This is a genomic window from Paenibacillus sp. cl141a (assembly GCF_900109305.1).
Lineage (GTDB): Bacteria > Bacillota > Bacilli > Paenibacillales > Paenibacillaceae > Paenibacillus_AQ > Paenibacillus_AQ lautus_A.
Genome location: NZ_FNZO01000012.1, coordinates 205622 through 230915 on the forward strand (window position 1 = coordinate 205622; position 25294 = coordinate 230915).

A 25294-nucleotide genomic window follows, 5' to 3' on the forward strand; every position below is an offset into this window, starting at 1 on the left:
TCCACCCCCCTACTTAAAGGTTATGCACCGCCTCTTTAAAAATGCGTCCTCGCGCCTCATAGGAAGGAAACATGTCCCAGCTCGCGCACGCGGGGGAAAGGAGAACGATGTCTCCGCTCTCCGCCAGACCGGCAGCCTTCCGGACAGCCGAGGTCAATGTCGAAGCGGCGTCCTCCCCATTATCGACGAGGATGATGTCCTTTAATCCGGCCTTGGCGGCAGCATTCGCGATCTTCTCCCTGGTTTCGCCAAGAAGCACCACCGCTTTCACCCGCCCTTGCATGGATGGGATCAGTTCCTCGTAATCCGAGCCCCGGTCAAGCCCTCCCGCGATCAAAACGACAGGTTCCTTAAACGAAGTCAAGGCCATATGCGTCGCCTTGGAATTGGTTGCCTTGGAATTGTTGTAATAGGATACGCCTTGAAGCTCCGCCACAAATTCCAGGCGATGCTCAACGCCGCGGAAGCTGGCTAAAGCTTCCTCCAGCTTATCGGGGGCAACGCCCGCCGCTATGGCGATGGCACAAGCCGCCATTGCGTTCCCCACATTGAATCTTCCCGGCAGTCCGATGTTCTCCACACGGATGATCTCATGGGTAAACCCTTCGCCGTCTGTATAAATGATTCTGCGCCCCTGATCGTCTTCGTCCGAATCCTGGGCACCGGGAGCATATGGCGGCGTGATGTGAACCCCTTCACGAAGGCTCTCGCTCATCGAAAAAGGCACGATGTGCGCCTTGATATACGGGACAAGGTTTCTGCACACGGGATCATCCCAATTGAGCACAGCGGTATCCTCCGAAGTCTGGTTAGCAAACAGCTTGGCTTTGGATGCCACATAATCATCCATTCCGCCATGGTAATCCAGATGCGTTTCCGTCACGTTGAGGAGGCAGGAAATGCGCGGCCGGAACGCCTCCGTTCCTTTTAGCTGAAAACTGCTCAGCTCCACGACCATCCAGTCATGTTCGGTGGCTGTCGCAGCAGCCTCGGATAGGGGCGTGCCGATATTGCCGGCAACGATCGGAGAAAGGCCGGCGCTTTCCAGCATCTTGCCTACCCAAGTCGTCGTGGTTGTTTTGCCGTTCGAGCCCGTGATGCCGATTATCGGAGCTTCACACAAGTGATAGGCGATTTCAACCTCGGTCACGATAGGAATTTCAAGCTCGATCGCCTTTTGGACAGGCGGAACCGAATATGGAATTCCCGGGTTTTTGACAAGGAGCGACACGCCGGGATGAATGAGGTCATCGGGATGCCCGCCGCAAATAACAGAAATACCCAAAGCCTCGAGCTCCGAGGCTTCAGGACACTGTTCTCTTTCCTTTCGATCATTCACAATGACGGAGGCGCCGGCCTGATGCAGCACCTTGGCTACCTGCACTCCGCTTTTGGCAAGACCCAACACGACGATACGCTTATCCCGATAATCATCTAGCTGCTTCATATGTTACAACCCCTTGTTGATATAGAGTCCGAGTCCCGCAAGTACCAGTCCCACGGCCCAAAATGTAAAAACAACGCGCCACTCCGACCACCCGGATAATTCGTAATGGTGGTGGATCGGGCTCATTTTGAATATTCGTTTGCCCCGGGTTTTGAAGGAAATCACCTGAAGCACAACAGATAGCATCTCGATGACGAAGACCCCTCCAATGATCAGGAACAGCAGCTCACTCTTGGTTACGATGGCAATGGCGCCGATGGCACCGCCGATGCCTAATGAACCCGTATCTCCCATGAACACCTTCGCGGGATGAGCGTTAAATACCAGAAACCCGAGCACCGCGCCAATCATGGCAGCCGCGCAGAACGCCGCCGCGAACGAGGTGGACTGGATCGCGACGATGGCATAGGCGCCAAAGGCAATCGCGCTGACGCCGGACAGCAGGCCGTCCAATCCGTCGGTGAAATTGACTGCGTTGCTGATTGCAAGCATCATGACCACGATGAACGGATAATAGAACCATGGGCCCCAATCAAAGGACCAATCCATGCCCGGGACGCTGATTGCCGTGCTGTGGCCGTTGGAAATCAACAGCCAGCACATCATACCGGAAAACAGAAGCTGTCCAAACAGCTTCTGCCGGGCCGTAAGTCCTAATGATCTGCGAAACACGATTTTGATGTAATCGTCAAGAAAGCCGATCAAACCGAAACCGAGCGTGGCTACGATCAGCACGTAGAAATCGGTATCGACAGGCGAAAGTTTAATATAAGTCAGTGTAAAAGCTAGAAGAATGACGACGCCGCCCATCGTTGGCGTCCCGGCTTTTTTCAAGTGGCTCTGCGGACCGTCGTTCCTGACCTGCTGGCCGAACTTCATACGCCGCAGCAGCGGAATGAGCAGCGGAGCCGATATCACCGCAAGCACAAACGCTACACCGATTGTCAATAACAGCAATTGAAAGTCCATCAGCTCACCCCCTCACTCCGTTGTTGCTGCCCGGCAGTGCCTTCAAGGCATCAACCACGTGCTCCAGCCTCATGCCGCGCGAGGCTTTCACCAATACGATATCCTTCTCCGTAACTTGCTCCAACAGGGCTTCGATCAGCTTCTCTTTATCCGTAAATGAAAGCACGGCCCCTTCCGGGAAGCGGGCTTTCGCTTTATCAGCCGTATGAAGAGACAACGGGCCGTAGGTGAACACCAGATCCGCATTGTCCGGAGATAAATAATCTCCGATCTCGGCATGGAATGACTCTTCCCGCTGACCAAGTTCCAGCATGTCCCCGAGCACGGCGATCCGGCGGCGGTAGCCCTTCATATCGCCAAGCACGTCTACAGCCGCCTTCACCGCCGTCGGGCTGGAGTTGTAGGCATCGTTCAGCACGGTTACCCCAAACGCGGTCTCTACGGCTTCGATCCGCATGCTCGACAGCTTCAGATGGGCAAACCCGCTGCGAATGGCTTCATCGCCAATGCCCAGATGGTCCGCCACAGCCATGGCTGCCAGGGCATTCACCACATTGTGGCGGCCGAGGAGCGGCAGGCTGAAGCCTTCGCCTGCATGCCGACTGGAAGTAAATATGATTCCTCTGGCATGGAACATGAGTCCCGTCGGATAATCGTCATTGGTATCTTGATTTCCAAACGTAAACGTACGCAGCCCCTCAGGTTTCACCGTTGCCTCTTCAGCAAGCACCTGACGGATCAGAGGTTCATCCCCATGATAGATCAGCAAACCACCAGGCTTCATGCCGCTGATAATCTCAAGCTTGGCCCGCGCGATTTCTTCCCGGGAACCGAGCTGCAGCAAATGCGCTTCCCCGACATTGGTGATCACGGTTAAATCCGGACGGGCTATGTTCGATAGCAACTCGATTTCATGACGTCCGCTCATGCCCATCTCAAGCACGATAATGTCGGTGTCTTCCTTCATGGCCAGCACGGTTAACGGAAGCCCGATATGATTATTATAATTGCCTTGCGTTTTGTGAACGTTATACGTGGTTTCAAGCAGTGCCGACACCATGTCCTTCACGGTGGTTTTGCCGTTGCTGCCGGTTATGCCCACCACCTTGGCTTTGCTCTCGGACAAATAGGCCGCCGCAAGTAACTGGAGCGCCTTTAACGTATCCTCCACGAGAATGAGCGGAAGGTCGGCGGGAACCGGCTGATGATCCCTCTGCCAGAATGCCGCGCCGGCTCCGCCGGCGAGCACACTATCCACGAATTCATGCCCGTCAAACTTCTCGCCGACAATCGGAACAAACAGGTTGCCCGGCTGTATGGTTCGGGAGTCGGTACCGACTCCTTGAATGATGAGGTTATCATCTTGGTTACGTGAGAGCGTTCCGCCGCACATGTCGGCGATGCTCTTTAATGATTTATGGATCACTATTGTCTGCCCCTTATCGCGTCTTTGGCTACGATGCGGTCGTCAAAATCAAGCACTTCGCCCGCAATCAGCTGATAGGTCTCATGACCTTTCCCCGCAATCAATACTACATCGCCCGGGCTTGCCATTTCAATAGCCTTTTCGATCGCTTTCCGGCGATCGACGATGAGCTTGTAGCTTTCGGTTGCCACACCGTCCTCGACCAATCCCGCCTCGATATCCTTCAATATCAACTCCGGATCCTCGGTACGGGGATTATCGGAAGTTACCAGTACAACATCGCTGTATTTCGCAGCGATTTTACCCATGATCGGCCGTTTGGTCCGGTCCCGGTCGCCCCCGCAGCCGAATACGGTGAGCACCCTGCCTTCCGCGAATTCATTGACGGTGCGGAGCACATTTTCAAGTCCGTCCGGCGTATGGGCATAATCCACGATCACGGCATACGGCTGGCCTTCATCTACGACCTCAACGCGGCCATCGACTCCGGGCACGGATTCCAGACTGTTCTTGATATCTTCGAGCGGCACACCTTCCAGGAGCGCAGCCGCGATCGCAGCCATGGCGTTATACACGTTGAATTTTCCTACCATTCGAATCGAAATGTCCGCACTGCCGCGGAACGTATCCACATGGAACGAGGTGCCTTGCGCGGTGATCGATATGTTGCTCGCCCGCACATCCGCATCTTCACCCAAACCGTAGGTTATCACTTCCGCCGCTGTCTGCTTGGCGAAATATGCCGAAGCATCGTCATCCGCATTCAGGACGGCATATTTGCGCGCGGATTCATCCTTGGCAAAAGCGTTGCCCAGCCGGGAGAAAAATAACCCTTTTGCGGACCGGTATTCTTCCATCGTGTGATGATAGTCCAGATGGTCCTGGGTCAGATTCGTGAAGATGGCCGTCCGGAAATCCGTTCCCTTCACGCGTCCCTGTTCGAGCGCATGCGAGGATACCTCCATCACGCAGCACGCGGTGCCTGCATTGGCCATATCGTTCAAGTAACGCTGAAGCTCCAGCGCCTCGGGCGTCGTTCTCGGCATCGGGAAGGACTGGCCGCCGTATTTCATCTGAATCGTGCCGATCAATCCGGTTTTCAACCCGAAATCGTTCATGATCGTCTCGATCAAATACGTTGTCGTTGTCTTGCCGTTCGTACCGGTTACGCCGATCATCTTCATGCGGGAGCTCGGCTGATGATAAAAGGCGTTCGCCAAACCCGCCATCGCGAAGCGGCTGTCTTTCACGATGACCTGCGGGAGGTCAACCTCCAGTTTGCGTTCAACGACCAGCGCCGCGGCGCCTTTGTCGGCGGCCTGGGCTGCAAACTGGTGTCCATCCACCGTATGGCCCGGCAGGCAAATGAACAAATCCCCCGGCTTCACTTGTCTGGAGTCTGTTTCTATCCCCGTAATTTCAACATCTCCGGATCCCTCGATAACAGCAGCGGCCAATACGGATGATAATTGCTTTAAGTTCATTGTTATCCCTCTCTCTATATATCTGCATCATCCGACCTTCGCTTGCCGACCGGATGATGCCTTAGTGTTGGTGCTTGGATTCCCCCGGGTCTTCACCCATGTAAATCCGAATGGTGGACCCTCGCTCCACCCGGCTTCCCGGCTTCGGCGCCTGGGAAATTACCGTATTGCCGGTTCCGGACTTGGCCAGCATGAAGTTCATATTCAAGTCCTCATACAGATCCTGAACGGTTGCACCGACCAGGTTCGGTACGGTCACGGTCGGCGTCTCGCCGTACTTGTATTCGCGGGCAAGCTGATCTTTGCGCGGCGGGACGTTCATATAGTGCAGCGCATCCTCCAGGATATTCTGCACGATCGGGGCTGCCACGACGCCGCCGAACTGTATGCCTTTCGGGTTATCCACCGCCGTGTACACCACGATTTCCGGATCATCGGCCGGCGCGAATCCGATGAAGGAGACGATATGCTCGGTTGACGAGTAACGGCCGTTAATCACCTTCTGGGCGGTACCGGTCTTCCCTCCCACACGATAACCGTCGATAAAGGCCGGACGTCCGGTTCCTTTGGCGACGACGCTTTCGAGTGCCTCGCGTACTTGCTTGGAGGTTTCCTCCGAAATTACTTGTCTGACGAGTTCCGGTTTGATTTCCTCAACCGTCTCGCCCGTCTCCGGATTGACCCAAGCCTTGGCGACGTGCGGCTTGAACAGCTTACCGCCGTTAATGGCGGCGGACACGGCCGCAACCTGCTGGATCGGCGTAACCGATACGCCTTGGCCAAACGCCGTTGTGGCCAGCTCCACAGGGCCAACGTTATCGAGCTTGAACAGAATGCCGTTCTCTTCCCCGTTCAAATCGATGCCCGTCTTCGCTCCAAAGCCGAAATCCCGGATATACTGGAACAGGCTTTCCTTACCCAGCTTCTGGCCCAATGCCACAAAGCCCGGGTTGCAGGAGTTCTGCACAACCTCCATGAAGGTTTGACTGCCATGTCCGCCTTTCTTCCAGCAGCGCAGCCTGGCTCCGCCGACCTCTACCGCCCCGCTGTCGAAGAAATGGTCATTCTTCAGATCGACCTTGTCCTCTTCGAGGGCAGCGGCAAGCGTAATAATCTTGAACGTCGAGCCCGGCTCATAGGTCATCCAGATCGGCAAGTTGCGATTGTAGGTCTCCGCTGAAAATTCCTGATAGTTGGCTGGGGAGTACCCCGGCCTGCTGGCCATCGCCAAAATCTCGCCCGTCTTCGGATTCATGGCAATCGACCATGCTCCATTCGCCTGGTATTTCACCATGGCCTGGTCAAGCTCACGCTCCATGATGGACTGAATCGATTTATCGATCGTCAGCTCCAGATTCAGACCGTCGCGGGGCTCTACGTATTTCTCCGAGGAGCCCGGCATGATTCTTCCGCCCGCATCGGACAAGTAGGATATTCCGCCTTCGAAGCCCTTCAGCTTGTCGTCATGCATGGCTTCCAGACCGGTGAGTCCCTGGCTGTAGGCTCCCGTAAACCCCAAAATATGGGCCGCGAGATCGCCGAAGGGATAATACCGTTTGTTATCCTCAGCAACAACGATACCCGGCAGCTTCAAATCACGAATTTCCTGAGCCAGCTCCATCGTAATTTTTCGTCCACCGGGATTTATCCGTTCCAACCTCGAACGTTTCGTAATGATCTTCTTGATATCGGCCTTGTCCATGCTGATCAGCCCGGCCAACGTCTCGGCTGTATGGTCCGGATCTTTGATTTGTACAGGAATCGCCCAAATGGTCGGTGTCGTTATATTCGTAACCAATGCGGTTCCGTTACGGTCCAGAATTTCACCCCGCTGTGCCGCAAACGGAATGTCGCGGCGCCAGAGATCCTCCGCCTTCGCCGACAACTCCGCGCCTTTCCCGATCTGCACATAGGCCAGTCTGACGATCAGCGCAGAGAACAGCAGGAGCAGCAGCAGCAGGCTCCAGAGCAGCCTTCTCCGCTGCGATACCTTGGATACTTTCACCTAAGCTTCCCTCCCTGTTTGAACCCGAAAGCTCATGATATGCGTTCTTCACATGAGTATTCGGGACAAACCCGGGTTAGAACAAGCTATTCCCCTTCTGTATCGCCTTGTCCTTGGTCGTTTGTTTCAGCTTCGTTTTCGGGGGTTCCTCCCGTCTCTTTCTCGCCGGTTTCTTCCCCGTTCGCATTTTCGTTTCCAGCGGAGGAGGTTTCATCGGTGCTGCTGTTCCCCGTTATCAGTTCTTGAGCCGATTTCAGCGTTAATTGCACGATCCGCTGGCCATTCTCTTTGGCTTCCAATTGCGATGCAACAAAACCCTCGCCCTGAACGTTCACCTTGACTTTCATCAAGGTGAGCACCTCCATGGCGTCCCTAAGCGATTCTCCTTCTAAATTCGGGATTTTCATCGATGGGCTGTCCTCTGTAAGAAGATAAATGCGCTGTCCAACGCTGATGATCGCATTTGCGGGCGGATACTGCTCCTTCACGGTGCTTCCATTGCCCAATGTCTCAAACGCAACTCCGTCCTTCAGCAGCTTGGCCTTTACATCGCTGAGCTTCATCCCCGTAAAGTCAGGTGCTTTAAGGGAATCCTTCGGCGCCGTGCCCGGATTCGATTGTTCTTTATCCTGAGTAGCATTCGATTTGGGAACGCCCCAATAATTCAATGACTTGGAGACGATTTCCTTGAATATCGGTGCCGCCAGCGCGCCGCCGCCCTTCTCCACGTTCGGCTCGTCGATAATGACCAGCACGGCGATCTTCGGGTTCTCGACGGGAGCGTACCCGATGAACGAAACCACCTGTTTCGAACGGTCTTTATATCCGCCGCCGGATTTAATGGCGGTACCGGTTTTGCCCGCAACACGGTAGCCGTCGATATACGCAAGCTTGCCTGTGCCGTTTAATTGGTCGGCTACGACTTGCTCAAGGTAAGTCCCCGTTTCTCTTGCGGCTTCGGGAGATATGACCTGACGCACGACTTTCGGCTCGATTTTCTGAACCTCGCCCGTGTTGGGGTCCTCGATCTCCTTCACCATATGCGGCTCCATGAGCTTGCCGCCGTTGGCAACGGCCGAAATGGCCGCAATTTGTTGAATCGGCGTTACGGATACGGCGTAACCGTAGGTCATGGTTGAAATATCGGAATCATAGATCATGTTCAAGGTGCCGAGAATTTCCCCCGGCAGGTCAATATTCGTTTTCTCGGTAAAACCGAACTCCCGAATATAATTGGTAAACCGCTCTTTGCCGAGCATTTCGTAGCCCAATTTTACGAAAGCCACATTACTGGACCTCTTCACGCCTTCCAGGTAGGTGATCGGGCCCCACCCTACGCTGTTAATGTCCCGGTGGGTTCTTCCCCCCGCCCTGATGGATCCGGATTGATAGATATCACCCGGATTAAACAGCTTTTCCTGCACTGCGCTGGCCAGGGTTACAATTTTGAAGGTCGATCCCGGCTCATAGATGGACCGCACGGCATGGTTGATAAAATTCTTTTGATTCCACTTCGAATATGTATTGGGATCAAAAGTCGGCATGTTGGCCATCCCCAGTATTTCCATCGTGTTCGGATCCGCCGCGATCACCGTCATACTGATTGGTTTATATTGGTTATACGTGTCGCGCATCGCTTCCTCGATATAATACTGGATTGTATCGTCGGTCGTCAGCACTAAATTTTTCCCATTTATTGCAGGCTGGTATAAATCATCCTCGCTGGGCAGCTTGACTCCCTTCTTGTCGCTCTTGTAAGAAGCGAAGCCGTCGGTCCCCTTCAGCATCTCGTCATAAAACTGCTCAATGCCTCCGATCCCCTGTCCTTGACGATCGGTATAACCCAGCATATGCGCAGCCAATGTCTCTTTGGGATAGAAGCGTTTCTGCTCCCGTTGAAAGCCGATGCCCGAATCGGGAACTTTGCCTGCGGCCTTCAATTTATCGTTCAAGCTTTGGCTGAACGCTTTAACCTCTTCCATCTTCTCCTGGCTGATCTTCCATCCTTCGTTGCGGACTTCCACGCCCTTCAGGTATTCCCCATCCTTGCCTTTGGCTTGAACCATTTCACGAAGCTTATCCTCATCCTTGCCGAGGGTTTCGTGCAGCCCTTTAACGACCTCATTCTCCAAGCCGTTAGCCTGGATGACCGCAGGATTTACTATGACCGTGAAAGCGGGGGCGTCCATGGCCAGGATGTCGCCGTCCCGGTCCATGATCGTACCGCGGGATGCCGGCAAGTCCTGGGTTCTGGACCATTTCGCTAAGGCTTGTTCCTTCCAGAAGTCGTTATCGATCACCTGCAGCCAAAATACCCGACCAATCAATAAAGCAAAAAAGAGGGTTATACATCCCCCTATTAGCACGGTACGCAGTTTGATTTTTTTAATCATCGGTCAAAACCTCACACTTCAATCATTTTGTCCCGAGTCTGAATCCTGTGTCCCGGTTGCTCCCGAGACAGGTGATAGATGGATCATGTTATCGTCCTCAATCGGCACATAACCAAGCTCTTTCGCCTTGTCCAATACCTGCATCTCCAGCGTTTGCTTTTCTACCTGAAGTTGATTAATATTCCGCTTCGCATCCAATATCTTGTTCTCCGTCGCCTGGATCTGCCGGTTCAGGTCATAGGAATGAACATGACTCATGCCGATGACGCCCATGACGGCAACCACGAACACCACGGACAACAAATACAGCAGCTTTTCTTTTTGCGGAAGCTGGGAACGACGTTTAACGACTTTGGTCTTCTCGAGATAAGCGGACTGCTGCGTTTCCTTCTGTCTCTCCTGTACGGCTAAATTGCCGCGCGTGTAAGCCATGGCTGATTCTCCTTCTTCAGGGATTTGATGTTTCTACAGTTTCTCCGCAATCCGCAGCTTCGCCGAACGCGCCCTTGGATTACTCTCAATTTCTTCCGCCGACGGAATAAGCGGTTTACGGTTTACCAGTTTCAGATCGCCTTGGCCGCCTCCGCATACGCACATCGGAAAGTCTGGAGGGCACGTGCACTTGGGAATGTAACTGTTAAAAATCTGCTTGCATATCCGGTCTTCGAGCGAGTGGAACGTAATCACCGAGACCCTTCCTCCCGGCGCAAGACATCTTACGGCTTGATGAAGCGCATCCTCGAAAGCGCCCAGCTCATCGTTTACCGCGATGCGAAATGCTTGAAAGCTTCGCTTCGCCGGGTGGCCGCCCGTTCTTCGAGCCGCGGCCGGTATCCCTTCCTTAATCATTTCGACAAGCTCTCCGGTTGTCTGAATAGGACTCTGTGCCCTTCTTTCAACGATGACCTTGGCAATCCGCCTTGAGAACTTCTCTTCGCCGTATTGGTACAATATCCGCGCGATTTCCTGTTCCGGCCATTCGTTTACAATCTTGGCTGCTGTAAGCTCGGCGGATTGATCCATCCGCATATCCAGCGGGGCATCATGATTGTAGCTAAACCCTCTCTCCCCTTCATCAAATTGCGGAGAAGATACGCCCAAATCGAACAGTATACCGTCAACTTGCGGCTGCCCGTTCTCGCCAGCCCCCACTTCGCTTCGGAGCACCTTCTCCAAATCGCGAAAATTGGTCTTAACGAGGGTGATCCGGTCCGCATAAGGCTTCATGGCCTCCCGGGCGTTATTCAATGCCCAGTCGTCCTGATCCAAAGCGATCAACCGGCCTTTCGAACTTAGTTGGGAAGCAATGAGCGAGCTGTGCCCCGCTCCCCCGAGCGTACAGTCAACATATATACCGTCTGGTTTGATGCGCAGCCCTTCTGTCGCTTCTTGCTTAAGCACTGTGATGTGATGGAACAAAGCTGCAGCCCTCCATTGTGTCTCATTCCTGATTTTTAGTGTAACTTGTCCATTTGCGATTACGGGATTTTCCTAGCTGGTCATAAGTCAAAATCAAAGTCTACCAGCTTCTCAGCAATGTCGTTGAACGCTTCCTCCGACTGCTGATAGTAATTCTGCCATTGCTCCTTGCTCCAGATCTCCACGCGGCTCGATACGCCGATGACGACGCATTCCTTCTCGAGCTTGGCGAACTCGCGCAAATTGCCCGGCAAATTTACCCTTCCCTGTTTATCCCATTCACATTCCGTCGCCCCGGAGAAAAAAAACCGGGTGAATGCGCGAGCATCCGACTTCATGAGCGGTAGGGATTTGAGCTTCTGCTCCATGATGGCCCATTCATCTTTGGGGTATACAAAGAGGCAATTGTCCAATCCGCGGGTTACGATAAACGAGGTGCCCAGGAGGTCGCGAAATTTAGCAGGGATGATGATTCTCCCCTTATCGTCGATGCTATGCTGAAACTCCCCCATAAACATCAGGCATTCCACTCCTTAACCCCGATTCCCCACTTTGCACCACTTTCCACCACTTTAGGATAATAGATTCGGCGTCAAGAATCAAATCCCTTCTGAGCTGCAGTTGTTTTTTTGGAACTTTCTCTCAGAACAACCGCGCAAAAAACCTCCTTTCATCCCGCCGGGGGATGGAAAGGAGGTTTGCAAATGATCTGAAGCTGCTGCGGTTTAATGCTGCGCCCAGCTGTCCAAATAGGACTTCTGCTCAGCGCTCAGGCTGTCGATATGGATACCTAGACTTTCCAGTTTATATAAAGCAACCTGTTGATCCAGCTCGTACGGAACATTCACGACGCGGTTGCCGATGCTTTGGTACTGATCATTCACGTGTTTAAGCGACAAGGCTTGAAGGGCAAACGTCATATCCATGATTTCTGCCGGATGGCCGTCTCCTGCCGCCAGATTCACCAAACGGCCTTCTGCAAGCAAATAAATCTTACGGCCGTCCTTCAAATGGTATTCTTCGATATTTCGGCGAACCGTCCGAACCGACTGGGATCGCTCCGACAGATCCGGCTTGTTGACTTCCACATCAAAGTGCCCGGCATTGGACAAAATGGCGCCATCCTTCATGACATCAAAGTCTTCTCCGCTAATGACGTCGCGGTTGCCCGTGACGGTTACGAAAAAGTCTCCCTGTTTAGCCGCTTCGCGCATCGGCATAACGTGGAAGCCGTCCATGTAAGCCTCAACCGCCTTGATCGGATCAATCTCGGTCACGATGACGTTGGCGCCGAGACCCTTGGCGCGCATCGCCACGCCTTTGCCGCACCAGCCGTAGCCGACGACAACGACCGTTTTGCCTGCAACCACTAGGTTGGTCGTTCGGTTAATCCCGTCCCAGACTGATTGCCCCGTACCGTAACGGTTATCGAATAAGTATTTGCAGTAAGCGTCATTCACGGCAACCATCGGGAATTTCAGAGCGCCTTCTTTCTCCAGCGATTTCAGGCGCAGAATGCCCGTCGTTGTCTCTTCGGCACCGCCACGCACTCCTTCTAGCAGATCCGTGCGCTCGGAGTGAAGGATCGTTACCAGATCCCCGCCATCGTCGATGATCAGATCCGGTCTCGTTTCCAGCGTTGCGATGAGGTGCTGCTTGTATTCCTCCGGATCCGGGTTGTACTTGGCAAACACCGTGATTCCGTCTTCCACCAACGCAGCGCATACATCATCCTGCGTAGACAGCGGATTGCTGCCGGTAATCGTCACTTCGGCTCCGCCGGCCTGGATGACCTTCGCCAGATACGCAGTCTTCGCTTCGAGATGCAGCGAGATGGCCACTTTCAAGCCTTTGAACGGTTGTTCTTTCTCGAATTGTTCGCGTACCCGGTTCAATACCGGCATGTGCGCCTGCACCCAATCAATTTTGAGATGACCTTCCGGCGCCAGTTTCAGGTCGGCAATATTGCTGGTTTGTATTGATGATGAGCTCATTTAACAGCCTCCTAGGATCTGATGATTGAATTCCTGATCATTATACGTAAACGACGCGGTGCATGCCCGAAGCATCGTATGGGATTTCCATCAGGCGATCCACCAGATTCAATCCGTAACGATTCATGTACTCCAGTATGTTGTATACCCGCTCCTGAGGCTTCCCTTCCGGGAGCAGCGTCTGTTCGATGCGCTTCCACTGCGCCAAGGCGGCCTCATGCTGCTGTTCCAGGGCATTCCGGGATTTACTTAACAGGTAATCCATCTGCTCCAATATTTTATCCTTATTGGTTAGACCTAATTTTAACAGTCCGCCCTGCATTTTGCCAAGATCTTCTATCAGAGGTTGATATAATGCTTCGAATTGTTTCCGGGTTTCGCTGAAGCGTTCCTCCAGATTCAATTCGTCCTTGCTTGCCAGCCAAGCCTCGCGCTTCTCGGACAAGCGAAGCTGAACATCCTCGAAGGACAATCCGTATTTCTCCATCAGCTTGTGGACGGTGCCGTCCACAATGGAGAAAGACATTCTCGGGATGATCAAAGGCATCTGTAAGCCCATATCGGCAAATGCAAAGCGCGTAATCGCCCAGTAAGAGATTTCGCCAGGACCGAGTATCGTCCCCAGCACGGGGAGCAGCGAGTCCTGCATGATCGGCCGGGTCAGCACGTTATTGCTGAAGCGCTCAGGAAACTGATGCAAATCCCGAAGCAATTCTTCCTCCGTGAGAGAAACGATGCCCTTGCGGTCGGAGAACACGCCTCCTTCCCGGTACAGCAGCAGGCGTCTGCCTTCATGCAAGTAGAACAGATTGGCCCCGTTCTCGGATACGTCGGCCTGGACCTCGTAGCCCAGTCCGTCGATATCCCTTGCAGCCTGCTGGTACGAAAGTCCCAGTGTCTCGTTGCGGGTAATCAGCGATTCGAATATGGGCACTTCCAGCGCCCGAAGTCCCGGGTCTGCGGAATCCAGCAGGATCAGTCCATATTTGCCGAACATGCAGCCGATGAGTTTAGCGAATGCTTCGCTTAATCCGGCCGAGCCGTCAAACGATTGAGACGCAAGCTTCAGCAGGTCTGCCTTGTATTCGCTGTCCGCCAGTTGCGTCTGAAGCTCTGCCAGCATCATCGACCAGTCCTCTTCAGGAACATCGGTATAACTCACCGATGTCCTGAGCCCGTCCTTGGCATCCAGCTTGATTTTGGACAGCTGCTGATCCGGAGTCAGGAAATACGTGTGATTGACTTCATCCCAGTCATGGTCCTCTCCGGCGATCCAAAATACAGGCACAACGGGACGATTCAAGCGTTCCTCCGCTTCGCGTGCAGCCTGAATTACGGTGATGGCTTTATATATGACAAGCAGGGGGCCGGTAAACAAACCGCTTTGCTGTCCACCAACCATGGTAACAGTTCCGGGCTGTTCCAGCAGTTGAAGTGATTTATGTACGGCGGGATGATCATTGTGTTTCTGGTTATACGTCCGAAGACATGCTGCCAGCAACTTGCGCTGAATTCGTTTGTCTTCCGAAAGATCCAGCCATTGTACCCGCTCGGCATAGCCGTGCTCGCCGCGGTGATCTTCACCGTAGAACCCGCTTACCCGGTCGAAATGGTGAATATAATCATGGGCGAGACGCGAAGCAAGGGATAATGGTTCCGGAACGATATTCATGAGGTATGCCTCCTATTCTACGTCGCAACCAAATCTAGATTGTGCATGCAAGTAATTTGTTTCTTTATTTTTTGCCTTTCTTGATTGTACCGAATGTTGGCATTGTGCGTCAAAGGAAAAGAATAGCCGCCGGCACGATGCCAGCGGCTATTCTTGTAGCAGCTTCCTATTAACAAGTTGTCGATGACTTAAGCGTAGGCTTTGGCAACCCAGTGTCCTTTGGACACTTCGACCAGCTCCGAATCCTTCACGTCCAGCTGAACCGTTCCGTCTTCGCCTTTGGCCGCCGAAATCGGCCCCTGCGAATCGTCTTCCAGCTTAAGGCGCTTTTTGTTTGCCTCAATTTCAGGATCGGGAATCGGAATCGCGGACAGCAGGGTTTTCGTGTACGGATGGATCGGGTTCGCATACAGTTCCTCGCTGTCTGCCAGCTCCACCATTTTGCCCAAATACATCACCGCAACCCGGTCGCTGATATGCTTAACCATGGACAGGTCATGCGCAATGAAGAGATAAGTTAATCCAAGCCGATCCTGCAGATCTTTCAACAAATTGACCACCTGCGCCTGAATCGAAACGTCAAGCGCCGAAATCGGCTCGTCACAAATGATGAATTTAGGGTTTACCGCAAGGGCGCGGGCAATCCCGATCCGTTGACGCTGACCACCCGAGAATTCGTGAGGGTAACGCGTCGCGTGGTCGCTGTTCAAGCCGACCATATCCAGCAGCTCCTCAATACGCTTCTTGCGTTCGGCGCGGCTGCCTGCCATTCCATGAATATCCAACGCTTCGCCGATAATGTCCGACACCGTAAATCTTGGATTCAGCGAGGCATACGGATCCTGGAAAATCATCTGCATATCGCGGCGCATCGCCTTCATCTTGCCAGGGGACAGCTTGTAAATGTCCGTGCCGTTAAAATTAACGCTTCCGGCCGTAGGTTCATAGAGGCGAAGAATCGTCCGTCCTGCGGTTGACTTGCCGCAGCCGGACTCACCCACCATACCAAGCGTTTCGCCTTCGCGAATGAAGAAGTTCAGGTCGTCAACCGCCTTAAGCACTTGACCTTTCCCAACGTTAAAATATTTCTTCAGGCCTTTTACCTCAATTAAATGGTTATCCTTCATGAGCCCTGCGCCTCCTTCGCCATCGGGTGCAGATTCCAGCAGCGCGCGATGTGCGTGTCGCTGAATTCCGTTGCGCCCGGGTCAACCCGTTCACAAATTCGCATAGCCTCATCACAGCGAGCAGCAAACGGGCAGCCCACCGGCGGCTTAATGAGATCGGGAGGCGTACCGATGATCGGAATCAACGGCTCGTCCTTCTTCTGATCCAGGCGCGGCATGGAACGAAGCAAGCCTTTGGTATAAGGATGCTGCGGATTTTTGAAAATCTCCCATTTCGTTCCCGTTTCCACCACTTCGCCCGCATACATGACAATCACGCGGTCGCACATGCCGGCAACAACGCCGAGATCATGCGTAATCAGAATGATGGATGTGCCCAAACGCTCCTGCATTTCCTTCATCACGTCCATAATCTGCGCCTGAATGGTAACGTCAAGGGCAGTCGTCGGTTCATCCGCGATCAGCAGGGTCGGCTTGCATGCAAGGGCGATCGCGATCATCGCGCGCTGGCGCATACCGCCGGAGAATTCATGCGGATACTGGTTGAAGCGCTCTTCCGCGTTTTTGATGCCCACCAGCTTCAGCATTTCGATGGCATGTTTTTTGGCTTCCGAGAATGACATCCCTTGGTGCTTGACCAGCACTTCCGTGATTTGTTTTCCTATTTTAATGGTTGGATTGAGCGAGGTCATCGGATCCTGGAAAATCATCCCGATGTCCTTGCCGCGAATGGCTTCCATCTGTTTGTTCGTTTTTTTGAGAAGGTCTTGTCCTTGGAAAATGACCTCTCCTTTTTTTATTTCCGAGGGCGGGGACGGAATCAATCGCATAATGGTCTGGGCGGTAACACTTTTACCGCTTCCGGACTCACCGACGATGGCAACCGTCTCCCCCTTGCCGACTTCAAAATTCATGCCGCGGACTGCCTTTACTTCACCGCCGCGAACACGAAACGATACGTTGAGGTCCTTCACCTGCAAGATCGGTTCCATACCTTCCCACCTCCTATTTTTTCAATTTCGGATCCAGCGCGTCACGCAACCCGTCACCGAAAATGTTAAATGCCAACATCGTCAAGCTGATAAATAGAGCAGGGAACAACATCCGCCATGGATAATACATCCATCCGGACAAGGCATCATTAATCATGGAGCCCCATGAAGCAACCGGTGCTTGAACGCCAAGACCAAGGAAACTCAGGAAAGCCTCGGCAAAGATTGCGCTTGGAACCGACAAGGTCAAGGTAACGATGATCGGACCCATCGCATTCGGAATCAAATGCCGGAACAGCAGGCGCGCAGTCCCCGCACCCATCGAGCGTGAAGCGAGTACATATTCTCTGCTCTTCAGCTGCATGATCTCGCCCCGCACGATCCAGGACATGTTAATCCATCCCGTGATGGTTAAGGCGAGTATGATCGTGCCTAAACTTGGCTCGAATACAACCAATAGCAAGATCGTAACGAGCAGGTACGGAATGGAATACAAAATTTCCGCAAACTTATTCATGAACTCATCGACGCGGCCACCGAAATAACCCATGATGCCGCCATATATTACGCCAATCATCAAGTCAATCGCAGCTGCTGCAAGACCAACGGTCAAGGATATCCGAGCTCCCATCCAGGTACGAACAAAAACGTCGCGGCCCAGATCGTCGGTTCCAAACCAATGTTCTGATGAAGGCGGCATATTCGTATTCATCAAATCATTCGTTTCATAATCATATTTAGAGATCATCGGGCCGATGATGGCCATGATGACAATCAGGATCATAATAATCAAGCCTGTCATTGCCAGCTTGTTCTTGCGCAATCTCTCCCAGGAATCTCTCCAGGAAGACAAGCTTTCACGCTGTATTACCTCGGATTGCTTCTCATCAGGACCAATCTTCTGAAAATCTTCAGGCTTCAAGTTTAGTGCCGCAGGATGAGGCATACGCTGTTCTTTCTCCATGTCTACCTCTCCTTCCCGCCGGTCAATTTAATGCGTGGATCCACAAATACATAAACGATGTCCGTGATAAAACGAGCCAGCATCAGCAGGATGCCGTAGAAAATCGTAATTCCCATGATGACTGTATAATCACGGTTCGTGATACTTTCAACAAACTGCTTGCCTATGCCGCCGATACCGAAAATCTGTTCAATGACGACCGAACCCGTGATAATGTTCGCTGTCATTGGACCGACATAAGTCACGACCGGCAAAATACCGTTACGGATAACATGACGGAACATAATCGCAAACCAGTTAAGGCCCTTGGCCTTCGCCGTCTTGATATAATCCGAATGCAAAACTTCCAGCATGCTGGACCTTGTCAAACGAGCGATAAATGCAATCGGTTGTGCAGACAGCGCCATGACCGGAAGCACGTAGTCCAGCGGTCCCTCGAAGCCCATGACGTTGAATATGCCTGCTTTCTCCGCGAGAACGAATTGCAACAAGGACGCGAGCACAAAACTCGGTACCGCGATGCCCAGAACCGAGATAATCATGGCGATGTTGTCAATCAGCTTGCGGTGATACAAGGCTGCAAGCATCCCCAGCAGGACGCCCACGATGACGGATACCACAATCGCGATAAGACCCAGACGTAGTGACGGGCCGAACGTGTCTACAATAATATCTGTTACGGATTGTCCCTGTTTCTTCATGGACAAGCCAAAGTCACCCTGGATGATATTGCCCAAGTATTTCGTATACTGCTGAAATACCGGTTTATCCAAATCATACTGCTCCATCAGCCTCGCCAGAATTTCAGGCGATGGCTTTTTCTCTCCCATAAACGGATCGCCCGGTATGGCTTTCATAAGAAAAAAAGTGGCTGAGATCAGTATGAACAACGATACAAGCATATAAAAAAACTTACTCGCCACATACCTCAGCATTTCGCTAGCCTCCTGATCTGTTCTTCTAAACCAAGCCGTCTCTATAATTGTATAATTCCAGGACGGATTGGGCATCCCTTAACTTTCCCCAACGGACACAAGATTTGGAAACCTTGCGCTCATATAAAAAATCGGGATATATATGAGGTTTAGAATGCCCCACATATATATCCCGAAACGCAACCTTTTATAATGGTTTACAAAAGACTACTCGATATATGCGCGTGTGAAATCAATGTCACCTTTATAATCCAGATGCAAGTTCTTCACCCATGGTTTAACCAGGGACACACTGGAGTAGTAGTAGATCGGCATGACCACTTGGTTGTCTTCAACGAGAATTTTCTCAGCTTGGGACATCAGCTCCATGCGTTTGGCATTATCGCTTGTCGCATAGGCATCCTTCACAAGTTTGTCGTATTCTTCGTTTTTGAAACCAGTGTCATTGTTACCGCCGTTGGATGTCCACATATCGATATAAGTCATCGGGTCGTTATAGTCCGCCCCCCAGCCGGAACGTGCCACTTGATAGTTCAAGTCATCACGATTCTTAAGGAATACGCCCCACTCTTGGTTTTGAACCTTCACAGTAACGCCAAGGTTGTTCTTCCACATATCGGCAATGGCAAGCGCAATTTTCTTGTGGTTGTCATCGGAGTTGTGGATCAGAGTAACTTCAGGCATTGTGGTATAGCCTTTCTCCTTCATTCCTTGCTCGAGCAGTTTCTTGGCTTCTTCAAGATTTTCTTGGAAGTAAGTATCCGGCACCTCGTTACGGTACTCATCGGACTCACCCTTGATGCCTGGAGGAACAAAGCCGTAAGCAGGCAATTGTCCGCCTTGCGTAATTTTCTCTACGATCGCTTTACGGTCAATCGCCATAGAAAATGCTTTACGGATGTTCACATTGTCGAATGGCTCTTCCGTTGTGTTAAAGATATAGAAATACGTCGATGAAATCCCTTTGATCATCAGTTCATCGCCCAGTTCCTTTTTGATCGCCGTCAGTTGATCCGTCGGGATGTTGCCTGTTGGGTGACCTGCATAATCCAATTCATCGTTACGGTAGCTTGAGAGTTCAGTTGCAGAGCTGTTGACGATGCTCATTTGGACTTTTTCAAGTTTGATGGAGTCCTTGTCCCAATATTGGTCATTCTTAACAAGCTCGATCTTTTGACCTTTTGTCATTTGTGAAACTTTGAACGGACCATTGCCGATCAAAGTGTCCGGTTTGGTCGCCCAAGAAGCATTACCTTCCACAGAGCTGTGAACCGGGAAGTACGTTTGGAAAGACATCAAGCTGAGGAAGTATGGCGTTGGGTTCTCCAGCGTAACTTCCAGCGTGTAATCATCGGTAGCTTTTACGCCCACTTCATTGGCGTCTTTGATCTCTCCAAGATTGTAAGCTTCAGCGTTCTTGATATAGTACAGCTGATATGCGTACGGTGATGCAGGAGTAAAGTTTGGATCAAGTACGCGTTTCCATGCGTATTCAAAATCCTTGGCCGTTACAGGATCGCCGTTGCTCCATTTGGCATCTTGGCGAAGGGTGAAGACATATTTCAGTCCATCTTCCGAAACATCCCATTTTTCAGCCACGCCCGGCTCTTCAGTGCCTTCTGCACCTTTACGAACCAGACCTTCGAACACAGCATTGATTACCGTATTCGATGTATTGTCTTGAGACAACCCCGGATCCAATGTTGGAGGGTCGGAAGCAAGGTTCATGCGAAAGACTTGCTCTTTCGGTTTGTTACCCGCTTCCCCATTGTTGGCGCTTTGATCATTCTTGTTAGCTCCACATGCTGCCAACACTGAACTGAAGGCAAGAATCAGCGTCATGAGAAGCAGTAGTTTCTTTTGTTTCTTCATCTTGCGGTATCCCCCTCATAGATTTTAGGTATATGCTTATCGATTATACAACCAGTGGTCAAAAAAATCCAGAAATCAAGAAATTGAAAAATCTGCCTGACCCAATGATCAAACAGATTTCTCATATAATACTAGTTATTAGATTGTACTTACATCATCTTAATTATGTAGGTGAGTAGACCAAAAAATGTAAAAACCATGTAACCAAAACCCATCGTGACAAAGCCGAGCCTCCACACGGCTCGCAGCAGCCTTTTTCCGTTTACCTTGCCCTTCCAGCGGTTTTGCGCGCTCCCGATCAGCCCCGCCGCGATCAGCAGCATCAGGAGTATCAGATAAAATCCGAATTTGGTCTGAAACGTATTATTAAACAAGGCGGATACCGAGAACAGCATAAAAAAGGTGGTAATATCCATCGCCAGCTCCAGCGCTTGTTTTCGATTCTTATTTCTTTGGAGCACTATGATATACACGATCAGAAACGGAATGAACGGAAAAAGACTCAATGTGTTAAACAGACCCTGTAAAAATCCCATGCTAAGACCCCCCTATAGATTCATCCCCTCGATGAGCTGCGTGATCAGCTCGTGTTTTGGCACAGAAACGCCATATTTGTGTCCAAGCTGGACAATGCTTCCGTTAATCCAGGCAACTTCCGTCGTTCGGCCGTCCATCACGTCCTTTAGCATGGAGGACGTGTTACCTGAAGTTGATTGGCAGACGCTTACAATCCATTCCCACAGCTTGTTTCCATACGGAATTCCGGCAGCTTCATATACAAGGATTCCTTCATGATACAGCTGCTTCATAAGCCCGGCCCGTTCAGGGGAGTTTAACAGCGCTCCGTTAGGAATCCGCCACAATGCAGTCAAAGGGTTAATGACCGCATTCATCAGCAGTTTACGATAGATCATCTCATCCATCTCATTCGACAATAAAGCTTCAAATCCTGCTCTATTCAGCTCTTTAACCAGCTCAATATCATGATCTTCATGATGTGTAGCCCCTATAAAGCTCGAAGCAGGCATCATTTTGCCGATTGTCGTCGTTCCATTGCCGGCGTGCAGAACCGAGGAACTGCTTGTACGCTTGGCTCCTTCCGTGGTAATCGCTGCATAGAGCTTCCACATGGTCAGCAGCTCCCGAAGCCGTTCCAAATGGCCCGTACCGTTCTGAAAACATATGAGATTGCGGTGATTGTGTCCGAATGGTGCCAGCACGTCCCTGGCCATTTCTTCGATCCCTTGCTGTTTCAACATGAGAAAGAGATAATCCGCATCCGCTGCCGCTCCCGACTCGGCAAAGGCATCCCATGCACGGACCGAAAAAGATTTGGGGGCAACGGTCTGAGGCTTCCCCTCCGTCTTCTCGATCGTGATGCCGGAAGTCCGGAGTTTGCTCGCCTGCTCCTCGCTGCGGCACCATACCGTGACACTGCAGCCTGAAGCTGCAAGTTTGCCGGCATATAACAGGCCCAAAGATCCGGCCCCGATGATATGTATATTCATGATCATCCCCCATTACTGTCATTAAACATGATGTGCTAGTCTTAGTATATATCAGAATAATCTTCAATACGCACAAATAACCCGCCAAAGCGCATGAAATGCACTAGTGCGGGTTACGGCGGATCAGGATAACCTTTACCTATTCGATTCGTTCCAGATTACCGTTGGCATCCATTTTGAAGCGGGTCTTCAGTTCCTCATCCTCTTCATTCAAAAAAGCCAGTCTCCGTGCCCGATCCATAATCTGAATCAGTGCCTTATAATCGTCATTGACCACATGGTAGTCGGTTTTCACTTCGCTTACTTCCTTCAACAACCGTTGATTCTCGCTGCGTAGCCTTGCAAGCTCATCCTCTTTTTCACGCAAATTCTTCTCAAGCAGTTTGTATTGGCGTGAACTTTCCTGCAGCCCGCCCTTCCACTGACGAAGGAAACGGATCACCGCATCGATGGACAGCGTCTCTTCGCTTGCGCCATCATTTTTATAAACATCGTGCTCCATTTCCGGAGCTGCCAATCCTGCAACTTGAGGTCCGCTAGCGGAAGGCTGCTTCTTATAATAACTTCTCTTTTGACGCTGAGATTTCGCCAAGCTGATAGCATCCTCATATTTCTTGCGAACACAGCTGTTCCAACGAAATCCGCAAGCCGCCGACGTCCGGCCTATTCTTTCTCCGACTTCCTCAAAGGCAGCCAATTGGGTGCTGCCCTCACGAATATGACGCAGGGTCACCTCCGCCAGTATTAGGTCGTCCTCTGCGCTCCATGCATCCTGTCTCACTGCTGACATACCATAAAACCCTCCTAACGACATCCTAAAATAACCGTCTTCAATACCGTAAATCGGCTGCTGAATAGGGTATAAAAACTGCTTAGTTCATTTCTATGCCTCTCATAGAGTTCATAGAATCTATTTGATACTAAAATGTATTTCCATTTTGATTACAGATCATACTCTTACGGAGGGAAAAGGGGCGTTTCATCCAAATTGTTCCCGAATTCAATGCCCTGCTTCGGGTTAATAATAAAAAATAAAGGGTTTTCTTGAGTTAGGCGTTTACACGTTTTTCCCATAACGCTATAATGTTCATAGCAGCATTATGTGCGTACATACGAGAGGAGGATATAATCGTGGCACGGATGTTTCGAGTCCTTGGCTTTTTCACCCTGACCATCGGGTTGATGGCCTTTGCCGGAGATCATATTGAAATGGCACTGCTTTTCTTCCTGCAGACTGCATTTTTCGTGATCCTGGGATATTTGAAATTCACGGAGAGAACCTATATTCTTCTCTTCTGGGCTTATATGATCGTGACCTTCACAGGCTTTAGCTACTGGACGGTCTTCATTATGGGCAAACCACTCTAATATATGTAAACCATGCAAGCGATAAACGAGATCCGCCGGCGGTCAACCTGGACAACCTGAGGCCGCTGGTGGATTTTTCCTTGCGATTAGAGAACAAGTACTTAAAAGAGCGATCAGGTGCTTTAGCTGCCGGATCGCTTTTTTAGTGCCTAATGGTTGATAATTGAGTCGTACGCGTCATATATTGGTTAAAATGAAGGGACAGACCGTGGTTGGTATCCTTTCGACTAACAACCATGCAAGGAGGACTCCCGTTTGAAAGTACGAGTAAAATACCCACTCCTCCCGGTCTTGCTGTGTTTAACCCTGTTCTTCAGCTTCTTTGGGGCTCCCGCCGCGGTTTATTCCCAGCAGGATGTCAGCCCCGTCATGCCTGACTCGGAAGAGGCGCGCAAGCTTCTGGAGGACAGCCTCTCCATCGTGGAAATCGATCATGAAATCGAACGGATAACCAAACGCATGGAGGAATTGCAGACTCTTCAGAGCGACCTGCAAATCCAAATCCAGGATATGGGCTTGCGTATTGAAGACCGGCGAGATCGAGCAGCTGCCGTCCTTCGGTCATATTACATGGGTGAGCGGGATAGCTTATTTTTCATGCTGCTTTCTGCAAAAGACTTAGCCGGCTTTTTCCGCATCATGGACTTTTACGATATTATTATTCAGAACGACCGGGATACGCTTACCGTATATAACAATCAGTACCGCTCCCTTGCTTCCGCTCAGGCTGAAGCAGCACGGAATGCGTCCCAGCTCGCCGAAGTAAAGGACAGCCTGGTGAAGCAGCGCGAACGGGTGCTTGCGCTTGAGCAGCAGGTAGATGGAGCACTCACAGCCAGCAGCAATCCCGATGCCATGAAGAGGCTGATCGAGGAGTTTACCCTCTATTGGGAGAATGTAGGGCTGTACGAGGTGAAGCGTCATTTCCAGGCCCTGGCTAACGCCATGGAAAATCTGCCGTCGTTCGTCCAAGGCAGCAAAAATATGCTGAAGACCAACGGAAAGGTATACACCATCGACATCCATGAAGATGATCTCAACACGTTTTTAAGATCCGAAGACGAAATCTTCAATAGCTTTGCGTTTCATTTTGACGATGGAAAAGTAATAGCTTCCGGCGAAAGCGGAAATTTGTCGCTGCTGATTGAAGGGAAATACACCGTCATTAACGAACCGGAGAATGCCATTATGTTTGAAGTCGACAAACTTGTGTTCAACCGGCTGGAATTGCCCGATACAACGCGCAGAGCGCTGCAGGAAGAATTCGACATGAACTTTTATCCCAAGCAGCTGGTTTCTTTCTTGAAAGCGACGGAGGTCGCAAGCGATGATCAACGATTAGTGGTCAAAATGGAGCTGGATCTATAGAAAAAGCTGCCCGCGATGAACTGCACCCCAATTGTTAGACACATCTAACAGTTGGAGGTGCAGTTTTTTATGACTAAATTTACTAAGGACAGCAAATTGGCATTAATTCAAGGGTATGACTCGGGTCTTCTATCTCAGTCAGAATACGCAAATCAAATGCGCGTTACCAAGTCTCAATTCCAATATTGGTTAAAGCTCTATGAGATGCATGGTGAGGCCGTCTTTACTAACGGCTATACAAATTATCCGGCAAGCTTTAAACTGGACGTACTCAATCATATGGCTCAATCAGACGCTTCTCTCATGGATACCGCTGCATTGTTTAAGCTTCCGGACTTCTCCATGTTGTAT

At 51.2% G+C, this 25294-nt stretch carries 21 protein-coding genes and 1 pseudogene; 3 read left to right on the forward strand and 19 right to left on the reverse strand.

The window, feature by feature from the left end:
* Window positions 1-13 precede the first annotated feature (13 nt).
* The 19 genes from murD to BMX45_RS26140 all read right to left on the reverse strand — a co-directional run bounded on the left by murD (window position 14) and on the right by BMX45_RS26140 (window position 22997).
* Complete coding sequence (murD, locus tag BMX45_RS26050) at window positions 14-1447, reverse strand: UDP-N-acetylmuramoyl-L-alanine--D-glutamate ligase (RefSeq protein ID WP_090913094.1); 1434 nt, start codon at window positions 1445-1447, stop codon at window positions 14-16.
* Window positions 1448-1450: 3 nt separating this feature from the next.
* Window positions 1451-2416, reverse strand: coding sequence for a phospho-N-acetylmuramoyl-pentapeptide-transferase (gene mraY, locus BMX45_RS26055; protein WP_090913096.1), 966 nt, complete (start codon window positions 2414-2416; stop codon window positions 1451-1453).
* Window positions 2417-2420: 4 nt separating this feature from the next.
* Window positions 2421-3842, reverse strand: a complete 1422-nt coding sequence (gene murF, locus BMX45_RS26060; protein ID WP_090913098.1) for a UDP-N-acetylmuramoyl-tripeptide--D-alanyl-D-alanine ligase — start codon at window positions 3840-3842, stop codon at window positions 2421-2423.
* Window positions 3842-5326: a UDP-N-acetylmuramoyl-L-alanyl-D-glutamate--2,6-diaminopimelate ligase gene (locus tag BMX45_RS26065; RefSeq protein WP_090913099.1), complete on the reverse strand. Its 1485-nt coding sequence runs from the start codon at window positions 5324-5326 to the stop codon at window positions 3842-3844. The genes murF and BMX45_RS26065 overlap by 1 nt, the downstream gene beginning before the upstream one ends.
* A gap of 61 nt (window positions 5327-5387) precedes the next feature.
* Window positions 5388-7331 carry a stage V sporulation protein D gene (locus BMX45_RS26070; protein ID WP_090913101.1) on the reverse strand — a complete coding sequence of 648 codons (1944 nt, stop codon included), beginning with the start codon at window positions 7329-7331 and terminating at the stop codon, window positions 5388-5390.
* An 86-nt stretch (window positions 7332-7417) separates the two neighbouring features.
* Window positions 7418-9724 (reverse strand): penicillin-binding transpeptidase domain-containing protein, encoded by a 2307-nt coding sequence (locus BMX45_RS26075; protein WP_090913103.1) that lies wholly within the window; start codon window positions 9722-9724, stop codon window positions 7418-7420.
* A gap of 18 nt (window positions 9725-9742) precedes the next feature.
* A complete protein-coding gene (locus tag BMX45_RS26080) occupies window positions 9743-10156 on the reverse strand; it encodes a hypothetical protein (RefSeq protein WP_009590826.1) in 414 nt (137 codons plus the stop codon).
* A gap of 33 nt (window positions 10157-10189) precedes the next feature.
* A complete protein-coding gene (rsmH, locus tag BMX45_RS26085) occupies window positions 10190-11143 on the reverse strand; it encodes a 16S rRNA (cytosine(1402)-N(4))-methyltransferase RsmH (protein WP_090913105.1) in 954 nt (317 codons plus the stop codon).
* A gap of 80 nt (window positions 11144-11223) precedes the next feature.
* A complete protein-coding gene (gene mraZ / locus BMX45_RS26090) occupies window positions 11224-11661 on the reverse strand; it encodes a division/cell wall cluster transcriptional repressor MraZ (RefSeq protein ID WP_009590832.1) in 438 nt (145 codons plus the stop codon).
* Window positions 11662-11868: 207 nt separating this feature from the next.
* A complete protein-coding gene (locus BMX45_RS26095) occupies window positions 11869-13137 on the reverse strand; it encodes an adenosylhomocysteinase (protein WP_090913107.1) in 1269 nt (422 codons plus the stop codon).
* 40 nt (window positions 13138-13177) lie between these two features.
* On the reverse strand, window positions 13178-14809 hold the full coding sequence (gene bshC, locus BMX45_RS26100) for a bacillithiol biosynthesis cysteine-adding enzyme BshC (RefSeq protein ID WP_090913109.1): 1632 nt from the start codon (window positions 14807-14809) through the stop codon (window positions 13178-13180).
* Between the two features lie 188 nt (window positions 14810-14997).
* Window positions 14998-15936 (reverse strand): ABC transporter ATP-binding protein, encoded by a 939-nt coding sequence (locus BMX45_RS26105; protein ID WP_009590843.1) that lies wholly within the window; start codon window positions 15934-15936, stop codon window positions 14998-15000.
* Entirely contained in the window at window positions 15933-16928 is a 996-nt protein-coding gene (locus tag BMX45_RS26110; protein ID WP_009590828.1) for an ABC transporter ATP-binding protein, read from the reverse strand. The genes BMX45_RS26105 and BMX45_RS26110 overlap by 4 nt, the downstream gene beginning before the upstream one ends.
* Window positions 16929-16941: 13 nt before the next feature.
* On the reverse strand, window positions 16942-17892 hold the full coding sequence (locus BMX45_RS26115; RefSeq protein WP_009590830.1) for an ABC transporter permease: 951 nt from the start codon (window positions 17890-17892) through the stop codon (window positions 16942-16944).
* A gap of 2 nt (window positions 17893-17894) precedes the next feature.
* Window positions 17895-18827, reverse strand: a complete 933-nt coding sequence (locus tag BMX45_RS26120; protein WP_090913111.1) for an ABC transporter permease — start codon at window positions 18825-18827, stop codon at window positions 17895-17897.
* A gap of 207 nt (window positions 18828-19034) precedes the next feature.
* On the reverse strand, window positions 19035-20699 hold the full coding sequence (locus BMX45_RS26125; RefSeq protein WP_090913113.1) for a peptide ABC transporter substrate-binding protein: 1665 nt from the start codon (window positions 20697-20699) through the stop codon (window positions 19035-19037).
* A gap of 149 nt (window positions 20700-20848) precedes the next feature.
* Window positions 20849-21235, reverse strand: a complete 387-nt coding sequence (locus tag BMX45_RS26130) for a DUF3397 domain-containing protein (protein ID WP_090913115.1) — start codon at window positions 21233-21235, stop codon at window positions 20849-20851.
* Window positions 21236-21247: 12 nt separating this feature from the next.
* Entirely contained in the window at window positions 21248-22207 is a 960-nt protein-coding gene (locus BMX45_RS26135) for a ketopantoate reductase family protein (RefSeq protein ID WP_090913117.1), read from the reverse strand.
* A 139-nt stretch (window positions 22208-22346) separates the two neighbouring features.
* Window positions 22347-22997: an RsfA family transcriptional regulator gene (locus tag BMX45_RS26140; protein ID WP_090913118.1), complete on the reverse strand. Its 651-nt coding sequence runs from the start codon at window positions 22995-22997 to the stop codon at window positions 22347-22349.
* A gap of 341 nt (window positions 22998-23338) precedes the next feature.
* On the opposite strand from BMX45_RS26140, the gene BMX45_RS26145 reads away from it, so the two are divergent.
* The 3 genes and pseudogenes from BMX45_RS26145 to BMX45_RS26155 all read left to right on the forward strand — a co-directional run.
* Window positions 23339-23575: a DUF2626 domain-containing protein gene (locus tag BMX45_RS26145; RefSeq protein WP_006209059.1), complete on the forward strand. Its 237-nt coding sequence runs from the start codon at window positions 23339-23341 to the stop codon at window positions 23573-23575.
* A 255-nt stretch (window positions 23576-23830) separates the two neighbouring features.
* On the forward strand, window positions 23831-24943 hold the full coding sequence (locus BMX45_RS26150; protein ID WP_090913120.1) for a coiled-coil domain-containing protein: 1113 nt from the start codon (window positions 23831-23833) through the stop codon (window positions 24941-24943).
* Between the two features lie 69 nt (window positions 24944-25012).
* Window positions 25013-25294: pseudogene (locus BMX45_RS26155) on the forward strand (helix-turn-helix domain-containing protein); the annotation flags it as partial.